Here is a 22,468-nt window from a genome sequence, read left to right on the forward strand (position 1 = left end):
CGTTATTCGATGACGACCAGCGGCTCGTCAAATTCTACCGGTTGACCACTTTCTACCAGGATCGCTTTAACTACGCCGGATTTGTCGGCTTCGATCTGGTTCATCATTTTCATGGCTTCAACGATGCACAGGGTATCGCCCGCATTCACTTTCTGTCCGATTTCGATGAACGCTTTAGCATCCGGGCTCGGGGTGCGGTAGAACGTACCAACCATTGGGGAGCGTACGATGTGACCACTGATTTCCGCTGCTGCCGGAGCTTCCATACTTGGAGAGGCAGTTTGTGCGACAGCGTTAGACAGAGCTGGTTGCTGCATCACTGGTGCAGCATAAGCCTGTTGCATCATCGGAAAACTTGCAGCTGGCGCCGCACGGCTGATGCGTACAGATTCTTCGCCTTCAGAAATTTCCAGTTCGGAGATGCCTGATTCTTCAACCAGCTCGATCAGTTTTTTAATCTTACGAATATCCATGAGTGGGTTCCGTACTCTTTGTTTAGTGAGATTGTGACAGGCGTTTTACCGCCGTCTGTATAGCATTTTTATAACAGTGAGTGACAAGATGCCACGCATCTCAGGCGCTGCACTGGGTGCTGCTGCCATTAAGTGAGATTGCCAGACTTGTTAGTCATTGTGCGGCTATCTTCTGCCATTTTCGGGTAAAAGACAAAATATACCTTCAATATGCGATTGTCACCCTTTCAGCGCCTTAAAAACGCTACCGGGGATAGCAAAGTCGCACATTATAACTATTTCGTAGCAATTGGCAGCTAAATACTGGTCTTATCAGGGAAGATAATCAACCGTTAACATGTAAAGAAAATCGGATCGTCCGTGTTTTGCAACGCACTGCACATATCGTGAAACTACCGCCACCACTGGCGAAACTTCTTGTAACGGCACGCTAATAGCACCGCAGCGAGCGCTGCATAAATAATCGGTTGAGGGGAGATAATTTTTACCGACCACAGATAATGTATGGGTGCCAGGATCGCCACAAGATAGACGAAGTTATGCAAATACTGCCAGTTTTTACCCAGCTTTCGCTGCGCAGCCTGCGTGGATGTTAAGGTGAGGGCGAATAATATGACCCAACTGACAATGCCCAAGGTTAAATAAGGCCGCGTAATTAATTCCCGCCCTAACAACGCCAGATTATTAATGCCCAGTTCCAGTAACGCGTAGCTGGTTAAATGCAGTGTTGCCCAGGCGAAACACCATAGCCCTAACAGGCGACGTGTGCGTATCAATAATGGCTGTTTAGCGTAGCGCGCGAGTGGAGAGACCAGCAAGGTTGCCAGCAATAATTTCAGAGCTGTCCTACCAGTAAAGTGCTGGATATCTTTGACCGGATCCGCGCTCAGACCGCCGTGATTTATCGCCCAAAATAGCCAGATAAACGGCAAAAAACCGGCAAGATGCAGGCAAAATTTCAGCCCGGTAATGTGCTTTGCGGTCAGTCGCACTTAAAAATTCTCCTGCAAATTGAGTCCGCGATACAGTGACGCAACCTCTTCGGCATAGCCGTTAAACATCAGCGTGGGCTGACGCTGTACGTCCAGAATACCGCCAGCGCCAATAAAACGCTCAGTGGCCTGGGACCAGCGGGGATGATCGACATGCGGATTCACGTTGGCATAAAACCCGTATTCATTGGGCGCGGCCAGATTCCAGGTTGTCGGAGGGCGTTCGCGCGTGAGTTTGATACTCACGATCGACTTAATGCCTTTAAATCCATATTTCCACGGCACAATTAAGCGAATGGGCGCGCCATTTTGTGGCGGAAGGGCCTTACCATAAACCCCCACGGTAAGCAGTGTGAGTGGGTGCATCGCTTCATCCAGGCGTAACCCTTCAACATAGGGATACTTCAGCCCGCCGCCAATAAAGCGATCTTTTTGCCCTGGCATTTCTTCCGGTGCGTACAGCGTTTCGAACGCGACATACTTCGCATTGCTGGTGGGTTCCACTTGCGCCAACAGTTTATGTAACGGGAAACCAATCCACGGCACGACCATTGACCAGGCTTCCACGCAGCGCATGCGGTAAATCCGTTGCTCCAGCGGGAAACGGGTGGTCAAGGTATCGTGATCGAGAGTGAGTGGTTTGGCGACCTCACCACTGATTTTTAATGTCCACGGATCGGTTTTCAGGCTACCCGCGTTGGCTGCCGGATCCGCTTTGTCGAGACCGAATTCATAGAAGTTGTTGTAGCCAGAAACTTTATCCGCTGGGGTTAAAGGAAGCGAATTTTGCCAGGCGGCGGGCTTGCTGAAATCAAGCGGCTTTCCCGCAGGCGCGGGCGGGCGGTCATTACCCTTAAACCAACTCAGAAGGTCAGCCTGCGTAGAGTGGGGTAAAGACAACGCGGCTGCGCTGATCCCTAATGCTTTCAGTACATGGCGACGCTGCATAAAAAAAGCCGACTCGTCAGTGACGTCGGCTTCTGTAAATGGACGTAATTTCTTCATAACAGACTCCCGGCTTACGCGTCATAACTGACAGGGGACGCGTAGTTAATATGGCAGGGAGTCTGTAGATGTGCCGCGAAATTTCGTTAATTAAGTGTAAATTTCTGCGCCAGAGTCTGTTACTTCACCTTCACCAGCGTACGGCCTTGCACCTGGTTATTGATGATGGCATCGGCGAACTTCGGCGCATCCGCCAGCGTAATTTCCGTTGCAGCCTGAGCATAGAACGATTCCGGCAGATCCTTAACCAAACGCGCCCAGGCTTCTGCACGGCGTGCCGGCGGGGTCATCACCGAGTCCACTCCTTGCAAACGAACGTTACGCAGAATGAATGGCATCACGGTGGTTGGCAGAGCGAAACCGCCCGCCAGGCCGCAGGCGGCAACACAGCCGCCGTAGTTCATCTGCGCGAGGACTTTCGCCAGAACTTTGTCGCCAACGGTATCCACCGCGCCAGCCCACAGCTGTTTTTCCAGCGGGCGAGATTCAGCAAATTCATCGCGGCCAAGAATGCGGTTAGCGCCCAGGCTTTTCAGGTAGTCGTGGGTGCTTTCACGACCCGAAACCGCCGCAACCTGATAACCCAGCTTATGCAGTAACGCAACGGCCGTGCTGCCCACGCCTCCGCTGGCGCCAGTGACGACAATCTCACCGTCTTGCGGACGAATTCCTGCATCTTCAAGCGCCATGACGCAAAGCATGGCGGTAAAGCCAGCGGTACCGATGACCATGGCTTTACGTCCATCCAGCCCTTTTGGCAACGCAACCAGCCAGTCGCCTTTCACGCGTGCGCGTTCTGCCAGTCCACCCCAATGATTTTCACCTACGCCCCAACCGGTCAGTAAAACCTCCTGACCCGCATGAAAACGGGGATCTTCGCTTGCTCGCACGGTACCAGCGAAATCGATACCAGGAATCATCGGAAAATTACGAATGATTTTTCCCTTGCCGGTGATAGCCAGGGCGTCTTTATAGTTCAGGCTTGACCAGTGGACATCCACCGTCACATCGCCTTCCGGTAGCTGATTTTCGTCGAGGGGTTGAACGGATGCGAGGGTTTTTCCGTCCTGCTGTTCTAAGATCAAAGCCTGCATAACCTGTCCTCAATTCGTATAGTGGATTGGAAAATTAATAATGAAGACTATACTCGCTAATCAAAACATGATGCCGATTCTGCGCAATAAATTGCCAGATATACCTGATTTGGTAGTATGCCCTCACAGTTTGTATAAATTGGCGGATTTTGTGGTCAGTTTTGCATTTTAGAGTCGATTTATCACTTTCAGGCCTGTTTCATAACTGTCGGAGTTAACACAAGGATGCGATTAACGACGAAATTTTCAGCTTTTGTCACGCTGCTTACCGGGTTAACGATCTTCGTGACTCTGATCGGCTGTTCGCTGAGTTTCTACAACGCTATTCAATATAAGTTCACCACGCGCGTTCATGCAGTCGCGACGGCGATTGATACGCATCTGGTCTCCAGAGATGTCGTTGCGTTAACTCCGCAAATCGATGAACTGATGGTTTCTGTTGATATCGTGCGCATCGAACTGTTGCAGGGCGAAAACGTGGTGTATGACCACTCACGGACCAGCAGCTACCGACCGGCAGGGACAAACAATCTCTACCGCGAGATTACCGTACCGTTGGTCAAGCATCCGGGTATGTCATTGCGTCTGGTTTATCAGGATCCGATGGGTAACTATTTCCATTCGCTACTGACCACCGCACCGCTCACGATAGCCATTGCTTTCATTATTCTGATGCTCTTTTTGTCTGTGCGCTGGCTTCAGCGCCAGCTTTCGGGTCAGGAGCTGCTGGAGATCCGTTCTACGCGTATTCTGAACGGCGAACGTGGACCGAACGTACGGGGAACGGTCTATGAATGGCCTGCGCGTACCAGCAGTGCGCTCGATATGCTGCTGACTGAAATTCAAAATGCCCGCGAGCAACGCAGCCGCCTGGATACGCTGATTCGTTCCTATGTCGCGCAGGATACAAAAACCGGGCTAAGCAACCGCTTGTTCTTTGATAACCAACTGGCCACGCTGCTGGAAGATCAGGAAAAAGTAGGCTCGCATGGCGTCGTGATGATGGTGCGCCTGCCGGACTTTACGCTGCTGCGCGATAGCTGGGGAATCACTCTCGCGGAAGAACAAATCTCGACGCTGATCAATTTGTTGTCGACTTTTATGACGCGCTATCCGGGCGCGTTGCTGGCGCGCTACCACCGTAGCGATTTTGCTATCCTACTGCCGCACCGTACGCTGAAAGAGGCGGAAAGCATCGCCGGGCAATTATTAAAAGCGGTAGATGCGCTTCCAGCTAATAAAATGATCGATCGTGCCGATATGGTTCATATCGGTATTTGCGTTTGCCGCAGCGGACAGTCGACGGAACAAGTAATGGATCACGCCGAAGCGGCTACGCGGAATTCGGTATTGCAGGGCGGAAACAGCTGGTCGGTCTATGATGACTCGCTGCCGGAAAAAGGTCGGGGCAACGTACGCTGGCGAACGCTGATCGAACAGATGCTTAGCCGGGGCGGGCCGAGAATTTATCAAAAGCCTGCGGTAACGCGTGAAGGCCGGGTGCACCATCGGGAGTTGATGTGCCGTATTTTTGATGGCAACGAAGAGGTCATTTCGGCGGAATATATGCCGATGGTCCTGCAATTTGGTCTGGCAGAAGAATATGACCGTTTGCAGATAAGCCGTCTGATCCTGCTTTTGGGCTACTGGCCGCAGGAAAATCTGGCGATGCAGACAACGGTTGAATCGCTTATTCGTCCACGTTTTCAGCGCTGGCTGCGTGATACGCTGATGCAGTGCGAAAAATCATTACGCAAACGCATAATTATTGAACTTGCTGAGGCAGATGTCTGTCAACATATCAGCCGGTTACAGCCCGTTATCAGATTGATGAATGCGCTGGGCGTGCGTATTGCCGTTACGCAGGCGGGGTTAACGCTGGTGAGCACCAGTTGGATCAAAGAGCTTAACGTTGAGTTATTGAAGCTTCATCCAAGTCTGGTGAGGAACATTGATAAGCGAACGGAAAATCAGCTTCTGGTTCAAAGCCTGGTGGAGGCCTGTTCGGGAACACCCACGCAGGTTTACGCCACGGGCGTACGTTCGCGTAGTGAGTGGCATACGCTGACAGAACGCGGAGTTGCGGGTGGGCAAGGAGATTTTTTTGCCGCATCACAACCACTTGACACTAACGTGAAAAAATATTCGCAAAGATACTCGGTTTAACCTGCCGTTTAATTTGTTTTCACGTAGAATAACGCGCGCTGTGCCTTCTGGGGGTGTGCTTGCCTGCTCGCCAGGTTGTAACAGCAAACATGCAGGTGAATGACCTTTGACAGGTTGCAAACAAAAGCGAGGAGTGCTGCTGATTTATTCAGCCCTGATGGACTCAGGCCGGTTTTGTAACAAAGGAAACGAACTGCACTAATTTTCACCGTAGCAGATGATTTTTGCGCCTTGTCGCTGCTGCGTGTGGTTGGTAAAGTAAGCGGATTTTGTTTTCCGCCCCAGCTTTCAGGATTATCCCTTAGTATGTTGAAAAAATTTCGTGGCATGTTTTCCAATGACCTGTCCATTGACCTGGGTACCGCGAATACCCTTATTTATGTAAAAGGACAAGGCATCGTATTGAATGAGCCTTCTGTTGTGGCCATTCGTCAGGATCGTGCCGGTTCGCCGAAAAGCGTGGCTGCAGTAGGTCATGATGCGAAGCAGATGCTGGGTCGTACGCCGGGCAATATCGCTGCAATTCGCCCAATGAAAGATGGCGTTATCGCTGACTTCTTCGTGACTGAAAAAATGCTCCAGCACTTTATCAAGCAAGTGCACAGCAATAGCTTCATGCGCCCAAGCCCGCGCGTACTGGTGTGTGTACCGGTTGGAGCAACTCAGGTTGAACGCCGTGCGATCCGTGAATCCGCTCAGGGCGCAGGTGCTCGTGAAGTCTTCCTGATCGAAGAGCCGATGGCGGCCGCGATCGGTGCGGGTCTGCCAGTTTCTGAAGCAACCGGTTCAATGGTTGTGGATATCGGTGGTGGTACCACTGAAGTTGCCGTTATCTCCCTGAACGGCGTGGTTTACTCCTCTTCTGTCCGTATTGGCGGCGACCGCTTCGATGAAGCCATCATTAATTATGTTCGTCGTAACTACGGTTCACTGATCGGTGAAGCGACCGCAGAACGTATTAAACACGAGATCGGTTCCGCTTATCCGGGTGACGAAGTGCGCGAAATCGAAGTTCGCGGTCGTAACCTGGCTGAAGGCGTTCCGCGCGGCTTTACCCTGAACTCTAACGAGATTCTGGAAGCCCTGCAGGAACCACTGACCGGTATCGTGAGCGCAGTAATGGTTGCACTGGAACAGTGCCCGCCGGAACTGGCGTCTGATATCTCCGAACGCGGTATGGTGCTGACCGGTGGCGGTGCGCTGCTGCGTAACCTTGACCGTCTGTTAATGGAAGAAACCGGTATTCCAGTTGTTGTTGCTGAAGATCCGCTGACCTGCGTGGCGCGCGGCGGCGGCAAGGCGCTGGAAATGATCGACATGCACGGCGGCGACCTGTTCAGCGAAGAGTAATCGGATGCAGGTTGGGTAGCCCCCGCGGGTTGCCCTTCCGCTCTGATACGAGAATACGCATAGACTATGAAGCCAATTTTTAGCCGTGGCCCGTCGCTACAGATTCGCCTTATTCTGGCGGTGCTGGTGGCGCTCGGCGTTATTATTGCCGACAGCCGCCTGGGTACGTTTAGTCAAATCCGAACGTACATGGATACCGCCGTCAGTCCTTTCTACTTTATCTCAAATGGTCCTCGTGAATTACTCGACGGCGTGTCGCAAACGCTGGCTTCGCGTGACCAACTCGAACTTGAAAACCGGGCGTTGCGTCAGGAACTGCTGCTGAAAAACAGCGAACTGCTGATGCTGGGGCAATACAAACAGGAGAACGCGCGTTTGCGTGAGCTGCTGGGATCGCCATTGCGTCAGGACGAACAAAAGATGGTGACGCAGGTCATCTCAACGGTTAATGACCCTTACAGCGATCAGGTCGTGATCGACAAAGGGAGCGTTAACGGCGTCTACGAAGGCCAGCCGGTTATTAGCGACAAAGGCGTAGTAGGTCAGGTCGTGGCGGTGGCTAAATTGACCAGCCGCGTGCTGCTGATTTGCGATGCGACGCATGCGCTGCCCATTCAGGTACTGCGTAACGATATCCGCGTGATCGCTGCGGGTAACGGCTGCACCGACGATCTTCAACTCGAACACCTGCCAGCCAACACCGACATTCGCGTTGGCGATGTGCTGGTCACCTCGGGTCTGGGTGGACGTTTCCCTGAAGGTTATCCGGTTGCTGTTGTTTCTTCCGTTAAGTTGGACACTCAGCGCGCTTATACCGTGATTCAGGCTCGCCCGACCGCGGGTCTGCAGCGTCTGCGCTATCTGCTGCTGTTGTGGGGTGCCGATCGTAATGGCGCAAACCCGATGACGCCGGAAGAAGTACACCGCGTTGCTAATGAACGTCTGATGCAGATGATGCCGCAAGTTCTGCCTGCACCAGATACCATGGGACCGCCTGCGCCAATGCCAGCACCTGCAACAGGCGTGGCTCCAGCGCCCGCAGATACCACGCCGCCACAACCTGCTCCGCGTAAGCCGGGAGGACAGTAAGTGGCAAGCTATCGTAGCCAGGGACGTTGGGTGATTTGGCTCTCGTTCCTTATTGCACTGTTGCTGCAAGTCATGCCCTGGCCGGATGACATTCTGGTTTTCCGGCCAAACTGGGTGCTGCTCATCTTGTTGTATTGGATCCTGGCACTGCCGCATCGCGTAAATGTGGGCACGGGATTTGTGGTGGGTGCCATACTGGATCTCATCAGCGGCTCCACGCTTGGCGTGCGCGCATTGTCGATGAGTATCATTGCTTATCTGGTCGCGTTGAAATTCCAGCTATTCCGAAACCTCGCGCTCTGGCAACAGGCGCTGGTGGTCATGTTGTTATCACTGGTCGTGGATATTATTGTTTTCTGGGCCGAGTTTTTAGTGATCAACGTCTCTTTCAGACCTGAAGTGTTCTGGAGTAGTGTAGTGAATGGTGTGCTTTGGCCATGGCTATTCTTACTGATGCGTAAAGTCCGTCAGCAGTTTGCGGTGCAATAAGGTTGATATGAATACTCTGTATCTTGCTTCAGGTTCTCCACGTCGTCAGGAGTTGCTCGCTCAGCTTGGTGTTACGTTTGAACGACTGGTCCCTGGGATTGAAGAACAGCGGCACCCGCAGGAAAGCGCGCAGCAGTACGTTTCCCGTCTGGCGCGCGAAAAAGCGCAGGCTGGCGTAGCGCTGGCACAGCGCGATTTGCCGGTATTGGGTGCGGATACCATCGTTATCCTTAATGGCGAAGTGCTGGAAAAACCTCACGACGCCGACCATGCCGCAGCAATGCTGCGCAAACTGTCGGGCAAAACGCATCAAGTTATGACGGCCGTGGCACTGGCCGATCGCCAGCACAGTCTGGACTGCCTGGTAGTGACGGAAGTGACATTCAGAGCACTAACCGATGAGGACATCGTGGGCTATGTTGCCAGCGGTGAACCAATGGATAAAGCAGGTGCATACGGTATTCAAGGGTTGGGTGGCTGTTTTGTCAGGAAGATCAATGGCAGCTATCACGCCGTAGTCGGCTTACCGCTGGTAGAAACGTATGAGTTGCTGACCAATTTTAACGCACTGCGTGAGAAAAGGGATAAACATGACGGCTGAATTGTTGGTAAACGTAACGCCATCGGAAACTCGGGTGGCTTACATTGATGGTGGTATTCTGCAGGAAATTCATATTGAACGTGAGGCGCGACGCGGAATCGTAGGCAATATCTACAAAGGTCGTGTAAGTCGTGTACTTCCGGGTATGCAGGCGGCTTTTGTAGATATTGGACTGGATAAAGCCGCATTTCTTCACGCTTCTGACATCATGCCGCACACCGAATGCGTGGCGGGTGAAGAACAAAAACAGTTCACCGTACGCGACATCTCTGAACTGGTGCGCCAGGGTCAGGATCTGATGGTGCAGGTGGTAAAAGATCCGTTGGGAACTAAAGGCGCACGCCTGACGACGGACATCACGCTTCCTTCCCGTTATCTCGTCTTTATGCCGGGGGCTTCGCACGTTGGCGTATCCCAACGTATCGAAAGCGAAACCGAACGCGAACGCCTGAAAAAAGTGGTGGCGGATTACTGCGATGAGCAGGGTGGCTTCATCATTCGCACGGCGGCGGAAGGCGTATGTGAAGAGGATCTGGCCTCGGATGCTGCCTACCTGAAGCGCGTCTGGACGAAAGTCATGGAGCGTAAAAAGCGCCCGCAAACGCGCTACCAGATGTACGGTGAATTGGCCCTGGCACAGCGCGTGTTGCGTGACTTTGCCGATGCACAGCTGGACCGCATCCGCGTTGACTCCCGTCTGACCTATGAGGCGTTACTGGAATTTACGGCGGAATATATCCCCGAGATGACCAGCAAGCTGGAACATTACAGCGGGCGCCAGCCTATTTTTGATCTCTTTGACGTTGAGAATGAAATCCAGCGCGCGCTGGAACGCAAAGTTGAGCTGAAGTCCGGCGGCTATCTGATCATCGATCAAACCGAAGCGATGACCACCGTGGATATCAACACCGGCGCGTTTGTTGGGCATCGTAATCTCGACGACACTATCTTTAATACTAATATTGAAGCAACGCAGGCCATTGCTCGTCAGCTGCGTCTGCGTAACCTCGGCGGTATTATCATTATCGATTTTATCGACATGAATAATGAAGATCACCGTCGCCGGGTGCTGCACTCCCTGGAGCAGGCTCTGAGCAAGGATCGCGTAAAAACCAGCATTAACGGTTTTTCACAGCTGGGCCTGGTGGAGATGACGCGCAAACGCACACGTGAAAGCGTGGAACATGTACTGTGCAACGAGTGTCCGACCTGCCATGGGCGTGGTACGGTGAAAACGGTGGAAACCGTATGCTATGAAATCATGCGCGAAATCGTGCGCGTACACCATGCATATGACTCCGATCGTTTCCTGGTTTATGCCTCTCCGGCAGTGGCTGAAACCCTGAAAGGTGAAGAGTCACATGCGCTGGCGGAAGTTGAGATCTTTGTCGGCAAACAGGTCAAAGTACAAATCGAACCGCTGTATAACCAGGAGCAGTTCGACGTCGTCATGATGTAAATCGTGTAGTGGCACCCGCGCATGTAGGCCGGATAAGGCGCAAGCGCCGTTATCCGGCAATATTCACTCAAGGGGTGTGAGTCATATTTTTTGGTAGACAAGGAGAGGCGCGTGAGGCGATTGCCGGGGATTTTACTGCTCACTGGAGCCGCATTCGTTGTCATCGCAGCGCTGCTGGTCAGTGGACTGCGCCTTGCGTTACCTCATCTTGATAGCTGGCGTCCGGCCATTCTTGGCAAGATTGAATCCGCCACAGGTCTACCTGTTTCCGCTAGTCAGCTTTCTGCCAGCTGGCAAAATTTCGGTCCTACGCTTGAAGCGCGTAATATCCATGCGCAGCTGAAAGATGGGGGAGAATTTTCGGTAAAACGCGTCACGCTGGCGCTGGATGTCTGGCAAAGTTTGCTGCACATGCGCTGGCAGTTTCGCGATCTCACCTTCTGGCAACTGCAGTTGCGCACCAATACGCCTATCCAGCGCAGCGAAGGCGGAGATGGGATTGAAACCGGCCATCTCAGCGATCTCTTCCTGCGTCAGTTTGATCATTTCGATCTACGCGACAGCCATATCAGCTTTATAACCCTCTCAGGTCAACGTGCTGAACTGGCGATCCCCCAGCTTACCTGGCTGAATGGTAAAAATCGGCATCGCGCCGAGGGTCAGGTCAGCCTCTCCAGCCTGACCGGACAGCACGGCATTATGCAGGTGCGTATGGATCTGCGTGATGACGAAGGGCTGTTGAATAACGGTCGAGTCTGGCTGCAGGCAGACGACATCGACGTCAAACCGTGGCTGGGCAAATGGATGCAGGATAATGTCGCGCTACAAACCGCGCGTTTTAGCCTGGAAGCATGGATGACGATCAGCAAAGGCGTCGTTTCTGGTGGCGATGTCTGGCTGAAAAAAGGCGGAGCTAGTTGGCTGGGTGAAAATCGTACGCACACGCTCTCCGTCGATAATCTGACGGCGCACATCAGCCGTGAAGAGCCGGGCTGGCAATTCTCTATTCCCGATACGCGTATCACCATGGATGATAAGCCCTGGCCGAGCGGGGCATTAACGCTGGCCTGGATCCCTGAGCAGGAAGTCGGTGGCGAGAATAACAAACGCAGTGATGAGCTACGCATTCGCGCCAGTAATCTGGAATTGGCCGGGTTAGAAGGACTGCGTCCGATGGCGTCCAGGTTATCGCCTGCGCTGGGTGATATCTGGCGGGCCACGCAACCCAGCGGCAAAATAGATGTGCTTGCGCTGGATATCCCGTTACAGGCGACAGAAAAAACCCGCTTCCTGTCCTCGTGGACCGATTTGGCCTGGAAACAGTGGAAGCTGCTGCCGGGGGCAGAACATTTCTCCGGTACGCTTGCGGGCAGCGTTGAAAATGGGGCGCTCACCGCCTCCATGAAACAAGCAAAAATGCCGTATGAAACCGTCTTCCGCGCGCCGCTGGAAATAGAGAACGGCGTGGCGACGCTAAGCTGGCTGAAGAATGATAAAGGCTTCCAGTTAGACGGGCGCAACATTGATGTTAAAGCGAAAGCGGTACATGCGCGCGGTGGTTTTCGCTATCTGCAACCGGCTGATGATGAGCCATGGTTGGGCATTCTGGCCGGTATCAGCACCGACGATGGCTCCCAGGCCTGGCGCTATTTCCCGGAAAACCTGATGGGTAAGGATCTGGTTGACTATCTCAGCGGCGCTATTCAAGGCGGCGAGGCGGATAACGCCACGCTGGTGTATGGCGGTAACCCGAATCTGTTCCCGTATCTGCACAATGAAGGGCAGTTTCAGGTCCTGGTGCCGCTACGCAATGCGAAATTTGCTTTCCAGCCCGACTGGCCTGCGCTAACCGATCTTAATATCGAACTAAACTTCATTAACGATGGCCTGTGGATGAAGACGGATAGCGTCAATCTAGGCGGCGTGAAGGCCAGTAACCTGACGGCTAATATTCCCGACTATGCAAAAGAAAAGCTGCTGATTGATGCCGATATCAACGGGCCAGGCAAGGCGGTTGGACCTTATTTTGATGAGACTCCGTTGAAGGATTCTCTCGGTGCCACGCTGGAACAGTTGCAAATTGACGGCGATGTGAATGCTCGCTTACATCTTGATATTCCGCTAGACGGCTCGCTGGTTACCGCCAAAGGCGACGTCAACCTGCGTAATAACAGTCTGTTTATTAAACCACTCGACAGCACGCTGAAGAATTTGAATGGTAAATTCAGCTTTATCAACGGCGATCTGAAGAGCGAGCCGATGACGGCGAACTGGTTTAATCAGCCGCTGAACGTCGACTTCTCTACCACCGAAGGGGCGAAAGCCTATCAGGTAGCCGTGAACCTGCAAGGCGACTGGCAGCCAACCCGCATGGGGATTTTACCGGCGCAGGTCAACGATGCGTTAAGTGGCAGCATGGCGTGGAATGGCAAAGTGGGTATCGATCTTCCGTATCATGCCGGGCCGACCTACGACATTGAGCTTAAGGGTGACCTGAAGAATGTAAGTAGTCACTTACCGGCTCCGCTGAATAAGGCGCCCGGTGAAGCGTTGCCGGTAAACGTTAAGGCTAACGGCAATCTGCGCGGCTTTGAACTGACCGGTAATGCTGGCAGTAAGAACCACTTTAACAGCCGCTGGCTGCTGAATCAGAAACTGACGCTTGACCGCGCTATCTGGACGTCGGAAAGCCGTACTGTGCCCGCGTTACCCGATCAGCAAGGCATTGAGCTTAATCTTCCCCCTATGGATGGCGCGCAATGGTTGGCGTTGTTCCAAAAAGGCGCAGCGGATAACGTTGGCACTAATGCCAACTTCCCACAACGCATCACCGTGCGTACGCCATCGTTATCCCTGGGCGGTCAGCAGTGGAATAATTTGAGTATTGTGTCTGAGCCTGCGAGCAATGGCTCCATCGTACAGGCGCAGGGTCGTGAAATTAACGCCACGCTGGCGATGCGCAATAATGCGCCATGGCTGGCCAATATTAAGTATCTTTATTACAACCCTAGCGCGGCGAAAGCGTCACCGGGCAACACATCAGCCTCGCCGTTTTCCGCCGTGGACAACTTCAGCTTCCGCGGCTGGCCGGACCTTCAGTTACGCTGTGCCGAGTGCTGGATGTGGGGACAGAAATATGGGCGCATTGATGCCGATGTAGCAATTAAAGGCGACACGCTAACGTTGAGCAACGGTCTGTTGGATACGGGCTTTGCCAGACTGACCACCGATGGCGTGTGGGTGAATGCGCCGGGCAAAGAGCGAACGTCACTGAAGGGTAAACTGAGCGGCAGTAAAATTGACTCCGCTGCCAGTTTCTTTGGCGTATCGACCCCGATTCGTAATTCTTCGTTCAACGTGGAGTATGACCTGCACTGGCGTAACCCGCCATGGGATCCGGACGAAGCTTCGCTGAATGGGATTTTGCGTACCCGGTTGGGCAAAGGTGAGCTTACCGAACTCAGTACCGGGCATGCGGGGCAACTGTTGCGACTGCTGAGCTTTGATGCGTTGCTACGTAAACTGCGTTTTGATTTTAGCGATACCTTCAGTGAAGGTTTCTATTTCGACTCGATTCGCAGCACGGCGTGGATCAAAGATGGTGTGATGCATACCGACGACACGCTGGTGGATGGTCTGGAGGCAGACATTGCGATGAAAGGCTCAGTGAACCTGGTCCGTCGGGAGCTGGATATGGAAGCCATTGTCGCGCCTGAAATTTCTGCCACCGTAGGGGTTGCCGCTGCGTTTGCTGTCAACCCGATTGTCGGTGCGGCGGTGTTTGCTGCCAGTAAGGTTCTGGGACCATTGTGGAGCAAAGTTTCGATTTTGCGTTATCGCATCACCGGTCCGGTCGATAAACCGCAGATTAACGAAGTTCTGCGTCAGCCGCGCAAAGAAAGCCAGCAATGATTTGACGGGGGCGAGTAATTGCCCCAATCTCAGTACAGTGATCTTCTACCGCAGTCCGTAGGCCGGAAAAGGCGTTCACGCCGCCATCCGGCATTGAAGTGCCTGATGGCGACGCTGGCGCGTTTTATCAGGCCTACAACAGAAACTAATGAGTACCAAAACGATGAGTCTGAACCTGGTAAGTGAACAATTGCTAGCGGTGAATGGCCTGAAACATCAGGATCTGTTCGCCATTCTGGGCCAACTGGCCGAACGCCGTCTTGACTACGGCGATCTCTACTTTCAGTCGAGCTATCACGAATCCTGGGTTTTAGAAGACCGCATCATTAAAGACGGCTCTTACAATATCGATCAGGGTGTTGGCGTGCGCGCCATCAGCGGCGAAAAAACAGGGTTTGCCTATGCAGACCAGATCAGCCTGCTGGCGTTGGAGCAAAGTGCTCATGCTGCCCGTACTATCGTGCGTGACAGCGGTGACGGCAAAGTAAAAACGCTGGGAGCGGTTGAGCATCAGGCGCTTTACACTTCGGTTGATCCATTACAGAGCATGAGCCGCGAAGAGAAACTGGATATTCTGCGTCGCGTTGATAGCGTGGCCCGTGCCGCCGACAAACGCGTCCAGGAAGTAACCGCCAGCCTGACCGGTGTTTATGAACTGATCCTGGTAGCCGCGACCGACGGTACGTTGGCCGCTGACGTTCGTCCGCTCGTACGCCTGTCCGTAAGCGTACAGGTCGAAGAGGACGGTAAGCGCGAGCGCGGTGCCAGCGGTGGTGGCGGTCGTTTTGGCTATGACTATTTCCTTGGCGACCTTGATGGTGAAGTCCGTGCTGACGCGTGGGCGAAAGAAGCCGTACGCATGGCGTTAGTTAATCTGTCCGCGGTAGCAGCACCTGCTGGTACGCTGCCGGTAGTACTCGGCGCTGGCTGGCCTGGCGTTCTGCTGCATGAAGCGGTCGGTCATGGTCTGGAAGGTGACTTTAACCGCCGTGGTACCTCGGTATTCAGCGGTCACATGGGTGAGCTGGTGGCGTCGGAACTGTGTACCGTTGTGGATGATGGCACAATGGCGGACCGTCGTGGCTCTGTGGCTATTGATGATGAAGGCACACCGGGTCAGTACAACGTGCTGATCGAAAACGGTATTCTGAAAGGCTACATGCAGGACAAACTGAACGCGCGCCTGATGGGCGTCGCGCCAACGGGTAACGGTCGCCGTGAATCTTACGCGCACCTGCCGATGCCACGTATGACCAACACCTACATGCTGCCGGGGAAATCCACGCCGCAGGAAATCATCGAATCCGTTGAATACGGCATTTATGCGCCTAACTTCGGCGGCGGCCAGGTGGATATCACCTCCGGGAAATTCGTGTTCTCGACGTCTGAAGCGTATCTGATTGAAAACGGTAAAGTAACCAAACCGGTGAAAGGCGCGACGCTGATTGGGTCTGGTATCGAAGCGATGCAGCAGATTTCGATGGTTGGTAATGACCTGAAGCTGGATAACGGGGTTGGTGTGTGCGGTAAAGAAGGGCAGAGCCTGCCGGTGGGCGTGGGCCAGCCGACGCTGAAGGTGGATAACCTGACGGTGGGTGGTACTGCATAACATCATGATGTATGCCCGATAAGCATCAGCGATATCGGGCATCTTTCCGGACGCGGCGTCAACGCCTTATCCGGCCAATACTCTTTTTATTTCTCTTTTCCCCGGCCGTACATCCCCTGAAAAAGCTGCGCTACATCGACAAAATACTCCGTCAGATAGTTAATCACCACTTGGACCTTGAGCGGCAGTTTGTCTTTTTCGGTATATAGCGCATAGACCGGACGCGGATCCGACTGGTAGCGGGGAAGGAGGATCTCCACTTCGCCACGATTGATCTCATTGATCACCCACATTAGCGGCACATAGGCAATGCCTGCACCCGCAGCCAGCCAGCGCACCAATGTCATCGGATCGTTAGTCACAAAACGACCCTCTGGGATCAGGCGGGTGGAAATTCCTTCCGGAGCGATAAGCTCGAATTCATTATCCGGGCGCACGCTGTATTCCAGCCACGAGTGGTTGCTGAGATCGGCGGGTTTCTCCGGAGCACCAAACTGTGCGAGATAGCTTTTAGCCGCGCAGACTACCATCGGCATGGCACCCAGGCGACGCGAGAACAGACTGGAGTCCTGCAACGCACCGACGCGGATAACCACGTCCAGACCATCGGCGATTAAATCCGGTGCCGGGATGCCTGTTACCAGATTTACCGTCAGACCGGGGTATTCCTTCAGCATGGTCGCGGTCAATCCGGCGAGGACATTTTGTGCCATGGTTGAAGAACAACCAATGCGCAGTGTGCCGATGGGCGTGTTGTTAAAGGCATAAAGCTGCTCGTGAACATCCTGCGCTTCGTGCAGCATTCTCCGGCAGCCCTGGTAGTAAATTTTACCGGCTTCGGTCAGCCCAATGCTGCGTGTACTGCGGTTTAGCAGCTTAACCTGTAGCTCATCTTCCAGTTTGGAGACCGTCTGGCTTATCGATGAAACGCTCATTTGTAGCTGTCTTGCGGCGGCGGTGAAGGAGCCCAGTTCGACGACTTTGGCGAACACCGACATACGTTTTAATCGTTCCATTGTTCACTCTGGCTTAAAAGTGATTTAGATCACATAATATAGATAACAGCATAACAGTTACGTTAATATATTATTATTCAAATAACAGCTATGTCGCTCTCGCCTGGCTCATCCTTGCCCTTCTCTGCGGTGACATACGCTAGAAAATCTATCACCTGCACTCTCTTAAGTTACCAAGGTCAACATGAGTCTGTTTCCCGTTATCGTGGTGTTTGGTTTGTCCTTCCCACCGATTTTTTTCGAATTACTTTTGTCACTGGCGATTTTCTGGCTGGTGCGCCGGATGCTGGTTCCAACCGGCATCTATGATTTTGTCTGGCATCCGGCTCTGTTTAACACCGCGCTGTATTGCTGCCTGTTCTATTTAATAACGCGCCTGTTCGTTTGAGGTTGAAGTGAAAACACTAACAAAAAAACTCTCCCGTACGGCCACGACTCTCGTACTGGTCATTCTGGCCTTCATCGCTATTTTTCGCGCATGGGTGTATTACACCGAGTCGCCATGGACACGTGATGCGCGTTTCAGCGCAGATGTCGTCGCTATTGCGCCGGATGTTGCGGGTCTTATTTCCAACGTTAACGTCCATGATAACCAACTGGTGAAAAAGGATCAGATTCTGTTCACCATCGATCAGCCACGCTATAAGAAAGCCCTTGAGCAGGCCGAAGCTGATGTTTCTTATTATCAGGTTCTGGCCCAGGAAAAACGCCAGGAGGCTGGTCGTCGTAACCGCCTGGGCGTGCAGGCCATGTCTCGTGAAGAGATTGACCAGTCAAACAACGTCCTGCAAACCGTATTACACCAGCTTGCGAAAGCACAAGCGACCCGCGACCTGGCAAAATTAGATCTGGAACGTACCGTCATTCGCGCACCAGCAGACGGTTGGGTCACTAACCTGAACGTCTATAGCGGCGAATTTATTACACGTGGTTCCACAGCGGTGGCACTGGTCAAACAGCATTCTTTCTATGTGCTGGCCTATATGGAAGAAACCAAACTGGAAGGCGTTCGCCCTGGTTATCGCGCTGAGATCACCCCGTTGGGCAGTAATAATGTCTTAAAAGGCACCGTTGATAGCGTGGCGGCGGGGGTAACAAATGCCAGCAGTACGCAGGATGCAAAAGGTATGGCGACCATTGATTCAAATCTGGAATGGGTGCGCCTGGCGCAGCGTGTACCGGTGCGAATCCGCCTTGATGAACAGCAGGGAACTCTGTGGCCTGCCGGGACAACGGCTACCGTTGTCATTACCGGTAAGCAGGACCGTGATGCAAGCCAGGAGTCCTTCTTCCGTAAAATGGCGCACCGCCTGCGCGAGTTTGGTTAATCGTGATGGGTATTTTCTCCATTGCCAACCAGCATATCCGCTTTGCGGTAAAACTGGCGTGCGCGATTGTACTGGCGCTGTTCGTTGGTTTTCACTTCCAACTTGAAACTCCGCGTTGGGCGGTGCTGACTGCAGCTATTGTGGCGGCAGGCCCGGCCTTTGCTGCCGGTGGGGAACCCTATTCAGGGGCTATTCGCTATCGCGGCATGCTGCGTATTGTCGGGACATTTATCGGTTGTATTGCCGGACTAATCATTATCATCAGTATGATCCGCGCTCCGTTATTGATGATCCTGGTGTGCTGTATTTGGGCCGGTTTTTGTACCTGGATCTCGTCACTGGTGAAGATCGAAAACTCCTATGCCTGGGGGCTTTCGGGCTATACGGCGCTGATCATCGTCATTACCATTCAGGCCGAACCGCTGCTGACGCCGCAATTTGCGCTCGAACGTTGCAGTGAAATTGTGATGGGGATTGTCTGTGCCATTGTGGCCGATCTACTTTTCTCTCCCCGTTCGATAAAACAAGAGATTGATGTTGAGCTGGACAGCCTGCTGGTGGCGCAATATCAACTGATGCAGTTGTGCATTAAGCACGGCGACAGCGAGGTCGTGGATAAAGCCTGGGGCGATTTAGTCCGTCGAACGGCGGCGCTGGAGGGCATGCGCAGCAACCTCAATATGGAGTCTTCACGCTGGGTGCGTGCTAATCGCAGACTCAAAGCATTAAACACGCTGTCGCTCACGCTCATTACTCAGTCCTGTGAAACTTACCTTATTCAAAATACCCGCCCGGAACTTATCACCGACACCTTCCGCGAGTTGTTCGATACGCCGGTTGAAACGGTGCAGGATGTCCATAAACAGTTGAAGCGGATGCGTCGGGTTATTGTCTGGACTGGCGAACGTGAAACACCGGTAACGATTTATAGCTGGGCAGGTGCGGCGACGCGCTACCTGCTGCTCAAACGTGGTGTGGTGAGTAATACCAAGATTAGCGCTACGGAAGAAGAGATCCTGCAAGGTGAACCGGTGGTGAAAGTGGAGTCTGCCGAGCGTCATCATGCGATGGTTAACTTCTGGCGTACCACGCTTTCTTGTGTGCTGGGGACCTTATTCTGGCTATGGACCGGATGGACCTCCGGCAGCGGTGCAATGGTGATGATTGCGGTCGTCACCTCGCTGGCAATGCGTTTGCCAAATCCTCGCATGGTGGCGATAGACTTTATCTATGGGACGTTGGCAGCGTTACCGCTCGGAGCGCTCTATTTCCTGGTGATTATCCCTAATACGCAACAAAGTATGCTGTTACTGTGCCTGAGCCTGGCGGTGCTGGGATTCTTTCTGGGGATTGAGGTACAGAAACGACGGCTGGGATCGATGGGGGCGCTGGCCAGCACCATTAATATCATTGTGCTGGATAACCCGATGACCTTCCACTTTAGCCAGTTCCTTGATAGTGCGCTGGGGCAGATTGTTGGCTGCGTGTTGGCGTTTATCGTCATTCTGCTGGTGCGTGATAACTCTCGTGACAGAACAGGCCGCGTATTGCTCAACCAGTTCGTGTCGGCGGCGGTTTCAGCAATGACCACCAATGTAGTCCGTCGTAAAGAAAATCATCTTCCGGCACTTTATCAGCAGCTGTTTTTGCTGATGAACAAGTTTCCCGGCGATCTGGCGAAGTTTCGCCTGGCGCTGACGATGATCATCGCGCACCAGCGCCTGCGTGATGCACCGGTACCGGTAAACGAGGATCTATCCGCATTCCATCGCCAGCTTCGTCGTACTGCCGATCACGTAATTTCAGCAGGAAATGACGACAAGCGCCGACGCTACTTTAGCCAGTTACTGGAGGAGCTTGAGGTCTACCAGGAGAAATTAATTATCTGGCAAGCACCGCCGCAGGTGACCGAGCCGGTAAAACGACTCAGTGGGATGCTGCACAAATACCAGCATGCGCTGGTCAGTAATTAAGAGTTGTAAACCGACGCTAAAAGCGTCGGTTTTTTTATGGCTATACTTACCTGAAAATGCGAGAGACCCCTGGATATTGGCGGTCTGTAGAGTAGCTGGCGTCGGGATGGTGGCTATAGATGAACATCTATACATTTGATTTTGACGAGATAGAAGATCAGGGCGATTTCTACCGCGAGTTCACGCGCACATTCGGTCTGGCCCGGGAAAAGGTTGTTGATTTGGATTCTCTGTGGGAGGTGGTGATCGGGGAGGTCTTGCCGCTGCCGCTGGAAATTGAATTTGTCCATTTACCGGACAAGCTGCGCAGGCGATACGGCGCGTTGATTTTACTGTTCGATGAAGCGGAAGAAGAGCTGGAAGGGCAGTTGCGTTTTAACGTTCGTCACTCAATGTAAGACATAAAAAAGCCCCCGGCAGGCGGGGGCAAGTCGTCGGACTTAGACGACGAGGGTTTATTTGTAGAGTTCTGCAGTAGCGTGCCAGTGAGCACCTTCACGGAGTTCGGTGACGCGATAGCTGCTGGCGCCTGCTTTTTCAGCTTTAGCGGCGATGGCCTGACGCATGTCCATTGGCGAACTACCGATCTGAGAGACGGAGACGCTACCGATGGATTGCAGATTCTGTGCTTCTTGTGAGTTCACCTGAGTAACCGCGGCGCTTGCACCGAAGGAGAGAACAGAAAGAAGGCTTAAGGTTGCAATAGTAGTTTTGATTTTCATGATATTTACCTCGTCGAATTCTTTTATTGGGGTCTGTGTTTCGTGACCCTCATCACAAAATCAAGTATACACTAATCACCCGATAAATTAATACCACGCTAATTGTTTCATTGGGTTTTGAGTGTTAAGAAAATGATTTTTTATAACTCAATGGAATTAAAAAGAGCATTTCAAACAGCTTATTCAAAATAAATTTAATTAAATCATGTAGATACTTTATTTTGCAAAATGTGCGTTTTTAAGGGCGAGTATTCACCATGTGAATGTATTTTGATGGTTAAACGCACCATTTGTTAAATCAATAGCAGTGGAAAAGAGAAGGAGGGGGATGAAAAGAGAGTGTTTTCCCCCGCCGCGAGGCGACGGGGAGGCGGTATTACAGTTCTTGTTCGAACAGTTCCAGAATGGCTTCGTACAGATCTTTTACCGTAAAACCCTTAGCTGGGGTGGTGAAGATGGTATCGTCACCGGCAATCGTACCCAGGATACCTTCCGCTTTCCCCAATGAGTCCAGCAGACGTGCAATCAACTGAGCAGCGCCAGGGCTGGTATGAATAACCACGACCGCATCGTTATAGTCGATATCCAACACCAGATTTTTCAGCGGGCTGGAGGTCGTGGGTACGCCCAGTTCCGCCGGAAGGCAGTACACCATTTCCATTTTCGCATTGCGGGTACGCACGGCGCCAAATTTGGTCAGCATGCGTGAAACCTTGGACTGATTGATATTATCAAAGCCCTGATCCTGCAACGCGAGGACGATTTCGCCTTGAGAGCTGAACTTTTCTTCTTTAAGTAGCGCTTTAAACGCCTTTACTAATTCTTCTTGTTTTGCCGAGCTTCGCATAAGTCACCCGTAATATGGCGGTAGAAACAACATTATTGTGCATACAGATGAATTTTTATGCAAACAGTCTGCCTTGTTCAAGGCTGAAATAATGTTATGAAAGAGCGGAATTTTATCAAATTTCGTTATCAAGAAACATGCCTGTGTCACGGCTCGCAAATAAGGTTAAAAGTAAATTAAATGTTATCAAATTGATGTTGTTTTGAGAGGCGGGTAGGGTATATTGTCAGCACCTGTTGGAAAGTTGCTCTACTGTGTGGGTGGTTTTGAATTACGTAACTTAGGTTTTATTTTACGTAAGTTAAATGCATAAAAGCCAAATTTGCGTGACTACGCATTCTTG

The 22,468-nt window shown here is 52.4% G+C and carries 19 protein-coding genes; 12 read left to right on the forward strand and 7 right to left on the reverse strand.

The window, feature by feature from the left end; translation table 11 throughout:
• Nucleotides 1–2: 2 nt before the first annotated feature.
• The 4 genes from accB to acuI form a co-directional block, all read right to left on the reverse strand.
• The gene (accB, locus tag OGY04_RS02255; protein ID WP_003025210.1) at nucleotides 3–473 is read right to left on the reverse strand and encodes an acetyl-CoA carboxylase biotin carboxyl carrier protein; all 471 of its coding nucleotides are present in this window, start codon (nucleotides 471–473) and stop codon (nucleotides 3–5) included.
• A 392-nt stretch (nucleotides 474–865) separates the two neighbouring features.
• A complete protein-coding gene (gene msrQ, locus OGY04_RS02260) occupies nucleotides 866–1,465 on the reverse strand; it encodes a protein-methionine-sulfoxide reductase heme-binding subunit MsrQ (RefSeq protein ID WP_237857478.1) in 600 nt (199 codons plus the stop codon).
• Complete coding sequence (msrP, locus tag OGY04_RS02265) at nucleotides 1,466–2,470, reverse strand: protein-methionine-sulfoxide reductase catalytic subunit MsrP (RefSeq protein WP_191238076.1); 1,005 nt, start codon at nucleotides 2,468–2,470, stop codon at nucleotides 1,466–1,468.
• A gap of 119 nt (nucleotides 2,471–2,589) precedes the next feature.
• Nucleotides 2,590–3,564: an acrylyl-CoA reductase (NADPH) gene (acuI, locus tag OGY04_RS02270; RefSeq protein WP_003828832.1), complete on the reverse strand. Its 975-nt coding sequence runs from the start codon at nucleotides 3,562–3,564 to the stop codon at nucleotides 2,590–2,592.
• A 225-nt stretch (nucleotides 3,565–3,789) separates the two neighbouring features.
• Here acuI and csrD point away from each other — a divergent pair, with 225 nt between their 5' ends.
• From csrD to tldD, 8 genes are all read left to right on the forward strand, one after another.
• A complete protein-coding gene (gene csrD / locus OGY04_RS02275) occupies nucleotides 3,790–5,730 on the forward strand; it encodes an RNase E specificity factor CsrD (protein ID WP_186412931.1) in 1,941 nt (646 codons plus the stop codon).
• A gap of 306 nt (nucleotides 5,731–6,036) precedes the next feature.
• Nucleotides 6,037–7,080: a rod shape-determining protein MreB gene (mreB, locus tag OGY04_RS02280; protein ID WP_000913396.1), complete on the forward strand. Its 1,044-nt coding sequence runs from the start codon at nucleotides 6,037–6,039 to the stop codon at nucleotides 7,078–7,080.
• A 66-nt stretch (nucleotides 7,081–7,146) separates the two neighbouring features.
• On the forward strand, nucleotides 7,147–8,169 hold the full coding sequence (mreC, locus tag OGY04_RS02285) for a rod shape-determining protein MreC (protein WP_003828827.1): 1,023 nt from the start codon (nucleotides 7,147–7,149) through the stop codon (nucleotides 8,167–8,169).
• On the forward strand, nucleotides 8,170–8,658 hold the full coding sequence (gene mreD / locus OGY04_RS02290; RefSeq protein ID WP_003025196.1) for a rod shape-determining protein MreD: 489 nt from the start codon (nucleotides 8,170–8,172) through the stop codon (nucleotides 8,656–8,658). It begins immediately after the preceding gene.
• Nucleotides 8,659–8,665: 7 nt separating this feature from the next.
• The gene (locus tag OGY04_RS02295; protein ID WP_286584691.1) at nucleotides 8,666–9,259 is read left to right on the forward strand and encodes a Maf family protein; all 594 of its coding nucleotides are present in this window, start codon (nucleotides 8,666–8,668) and stop codon (nucleotides 9,257–9,259) included.
• Nucleotides 9,249–10,718, forward strand: a complete 1,470-nt coding sequence (rng, locus tag OGY04_RS02300; RefSeq protein WP_003025190.1) for a ribonuclease G — start codon at nucleotides 9,249–9,251, stop codon at nucleotides 10,716–10,718. The genes OGY04_RS02295 and rng overlap by 11 nt, the downstream gene beginning before the upstream one ends.
• A gap of 111 nt (nucleotides 10,719–10,829) precedes the next feature.
• Complete coding sequence (gene yhdP, locus OGY04_RS02305) at nucleotides 10,830–14,630, forward strand: AsmA2 domain-containing protein YhdP (RefSeq protein ID WP_286584692.1); 3,801 nt, start codon at nucleotides 10,830–10,832, stop codon at nucleotides 14,628–14,630.
• 163 nt (nucleotides 14,631–14,793) lie between these two features.
• A complete protein-coding gene (tldD, locus tag OGY04_RS02310; protein WP_079938312.1) occupies nucleotides 14,794–16,239 on the forward strand; it encodes a metalloprotease TldD in 1,446 nt (481 codons plus the stop codon).
• An 86-nt stretch (nucleotides 16,240–16,325) separates the two neighbouring features.
• On the opposite strand, the gene aaeR is transcribed toward tldD, so the two are convergent.
• The gene (aaeR, locus tag OGY04_RS02315; protein WP_008785957.1) at nucleotides 16,326–17,255 is read right to left on the reverse strand and encodes an HTH-type transcriptional activator AaeR; all 930 of its coding nucleotides are present in this window, start codon (nucleotides 17,253–17,255) and stop codon (nucleotides 16,326–16,328) included.
• Between the two features lie 184 nt (nucleotides 17,256–17,439).
• Between aaeR and aaeX the strand changes: the two genes are divergently transcribed.
• The 4 genes from aaeX (at nucleotide 17,440) to OGY04_RS02335 (ending at nucleotide 20,954) form a co-directional block, all read left to right on the forward strand.
• Nucleotides 17,440–17,643: a p-hydroxybenzoic acid efflux pump operon protein AaeX gene (gene aaeX / locus OGY04_RS02320; RefSeq protein WP_003828816.1), complete on the forward strand. Its 204-nt coding sequence runs from the start codon at nucleotides 17,440–17,442 to the stop codon at nucleotides 17,641–17,643.
• A gap of 7 nt (nucleotides 17,644–17,650) precedes the next feature.
• Nucleotides 17,651–18,583, forward strand: coding sequence for a p-hydroxybenzoic acid efflux pump subunit AaeA (aaeA, locus tag OGY04_RS02325; RefSeq protein ID WP_057067981.1), 933 nt, complete (start codon nucleotides 17,651–17,653; stop codon nucleotides 18,581–18,583).
• A 5-nt stretch (nucleotides 18,584–18,588) separates the two neighbouring features.
• Nucleotides 18,589–20,556 (forward strand): p-hydroxybenzoic acid efflux pump subunit AaeB, encoded by a 1,968-nt coding sequence (gene aaeB / locus OGY04_RS02330; protein ID WP_048225741.1) that lies wholly within the window; start codon nucleotides 18,589–18,591, stop codon nucleotides 20,554–20,556.
• Between the two features lie 119 nt (nucleotides 20,557–20,675).
• Nucleotides 20,676–20,954, forward strand: coding sequence for a barstar family protein (locus tag OGY04_RS02335; protein WP_003025168.1), 279 nt, complete (start codon nucleotides 20,676–20,678; stop codon nucleotides 20,952–20,954).
• Nucleotides 20,955–21,011: 57 nt separating this feature from the next.
• Here OGY04_RS02335 and yhcN read toward each other — a convergent pair whose 3' ends face one another.
• Entirely contained in the window at nucleotides 21,012–21,278 is a 267-nt protein-coding gene (gene yhcN / locus OGY04_RS02340) for a peroxide/acid stress response protein YhcN (RefSeq protein ID WP_003828812.1), read from the reverse strand.
• A 376-nt stretch (nucleotides 21,279–21,654) separates the two neighbouring features.
• Nucleotides 21,655–22,125, reverse strand: a complete 471-nt coding sequence (gene argR, locus OGY04_RS02345; protein WP_003025162.1) for a transcriptional regulator ArgR — start codon at nucleotides 22,123–22,125, stop codon at nucleotides 21,655–21,657.
• Nucleotides 22,126–22,468 lie beyond the last annotated feature (343 nt).

It is taken from the genome of Citrobacter sp. Cpo091 (assembly GCF_030332645.1).
Lineage (GTDB): Bacteria > Pseudomonadota > Gammaproteobacteria > Enterobacterales > Enterobacteriaceae > Citrobacter > Citrobacter portucalensis.

Coding starts and splice junctions, on each gene's coding strand:
- accB (WP_003025210.1), bottom strand. CDS start 473: ATGGATATTCGTAAGATTAAAAAACTGATCGAGCTGGTTGAAGAATCA.
- msrP (WP_191238076.1), bottom strand. CDS start 2,470: ATGAAGAAATTACGTCCATTTACAGAAGCCGACGTCACTGACGAGTCG.
- acuI (WP_003828832.1), bottom strand. CDS start 3,564: ATGCAGGCTTTGATCTTAGAACAGCAGGACGGAAAAACCCTCGCATCC.
- csrD (WP_186412931.1), top strand. CDS start 3,790: ATGCGATTAACGACGAAATTTTCAGCTTTTGTCACGCTGCTTACCGGG.
- mreB (WP_000913396.1), top strand. CDS start 6,037: ATGTTGAAAAAATTTCGTGGCATGTTTTCCAATGACCTGTCCATTGAC.
- mreC (WP_003828827.1), top strand. CDS start 7,147: ATGAAGCCAATTTTTAGCCGTGGCCCGTCGCTACAGATTCGCCTTATT.
- OGY04_RS02295 (WP_286584691.1), top strand. CDS start 8,666: ATGAATACTCTGTATCTTGCTTCAGGTTCTCCACGTCGTCAGGAGTTG.
- rng (WP_003025190.1), top strand. CDS start 9,249: ATGACGGCTGAATTGTTGGTAAACGTAACGCCATCGGAAACTCGGGTG.
- tldD (WP_079938312.1), top strand. CDS start 14,794: ATGAGTCTGAACCTGGTAAGTGAACAATTGCTAGCGGTGAATGGCCTG.
- aaeR (WP_008785957.1), bottom strand. CDS start 17,255: ATGGAACGATTAAAACGTATGTCGGTGTTCGCCAAAGTCGTCGAACTG.
- aaeX (WP_003828816.1), top strand. CDS start 17,440: ATGAGTCTGTTTCCCGTTATCGTGGTGTTTGGTTTGTCCTTCCCACCG.
- aaeB (WP_048225741.1), top strand. CDS start 18,589: ATGGGTATTTTCTCCATTGCCAACCAGCATATCCGCTTTGCGGTAAAA.
- OGY04_RS02335 (WP_003025168.1), top strand. CDS start 20,676: ATGAACATCTATACATTTGATTTTGACGAGATAGAAGATCAGGGCGAT.
- yhcN (WP_003828812.1), bottom strand. CDS start 21,278: ATGAAAATCAAAACTACTATTGCAACCTTAAGCCTTCTTTCTGTTCTC.
- argR (WP_003025162.1), bottom strand. CDS start 22,125: ATGCGAAGCTCGGCAAAACAAGAAGAATTAGTAAAGGCGTTTAAAGCG.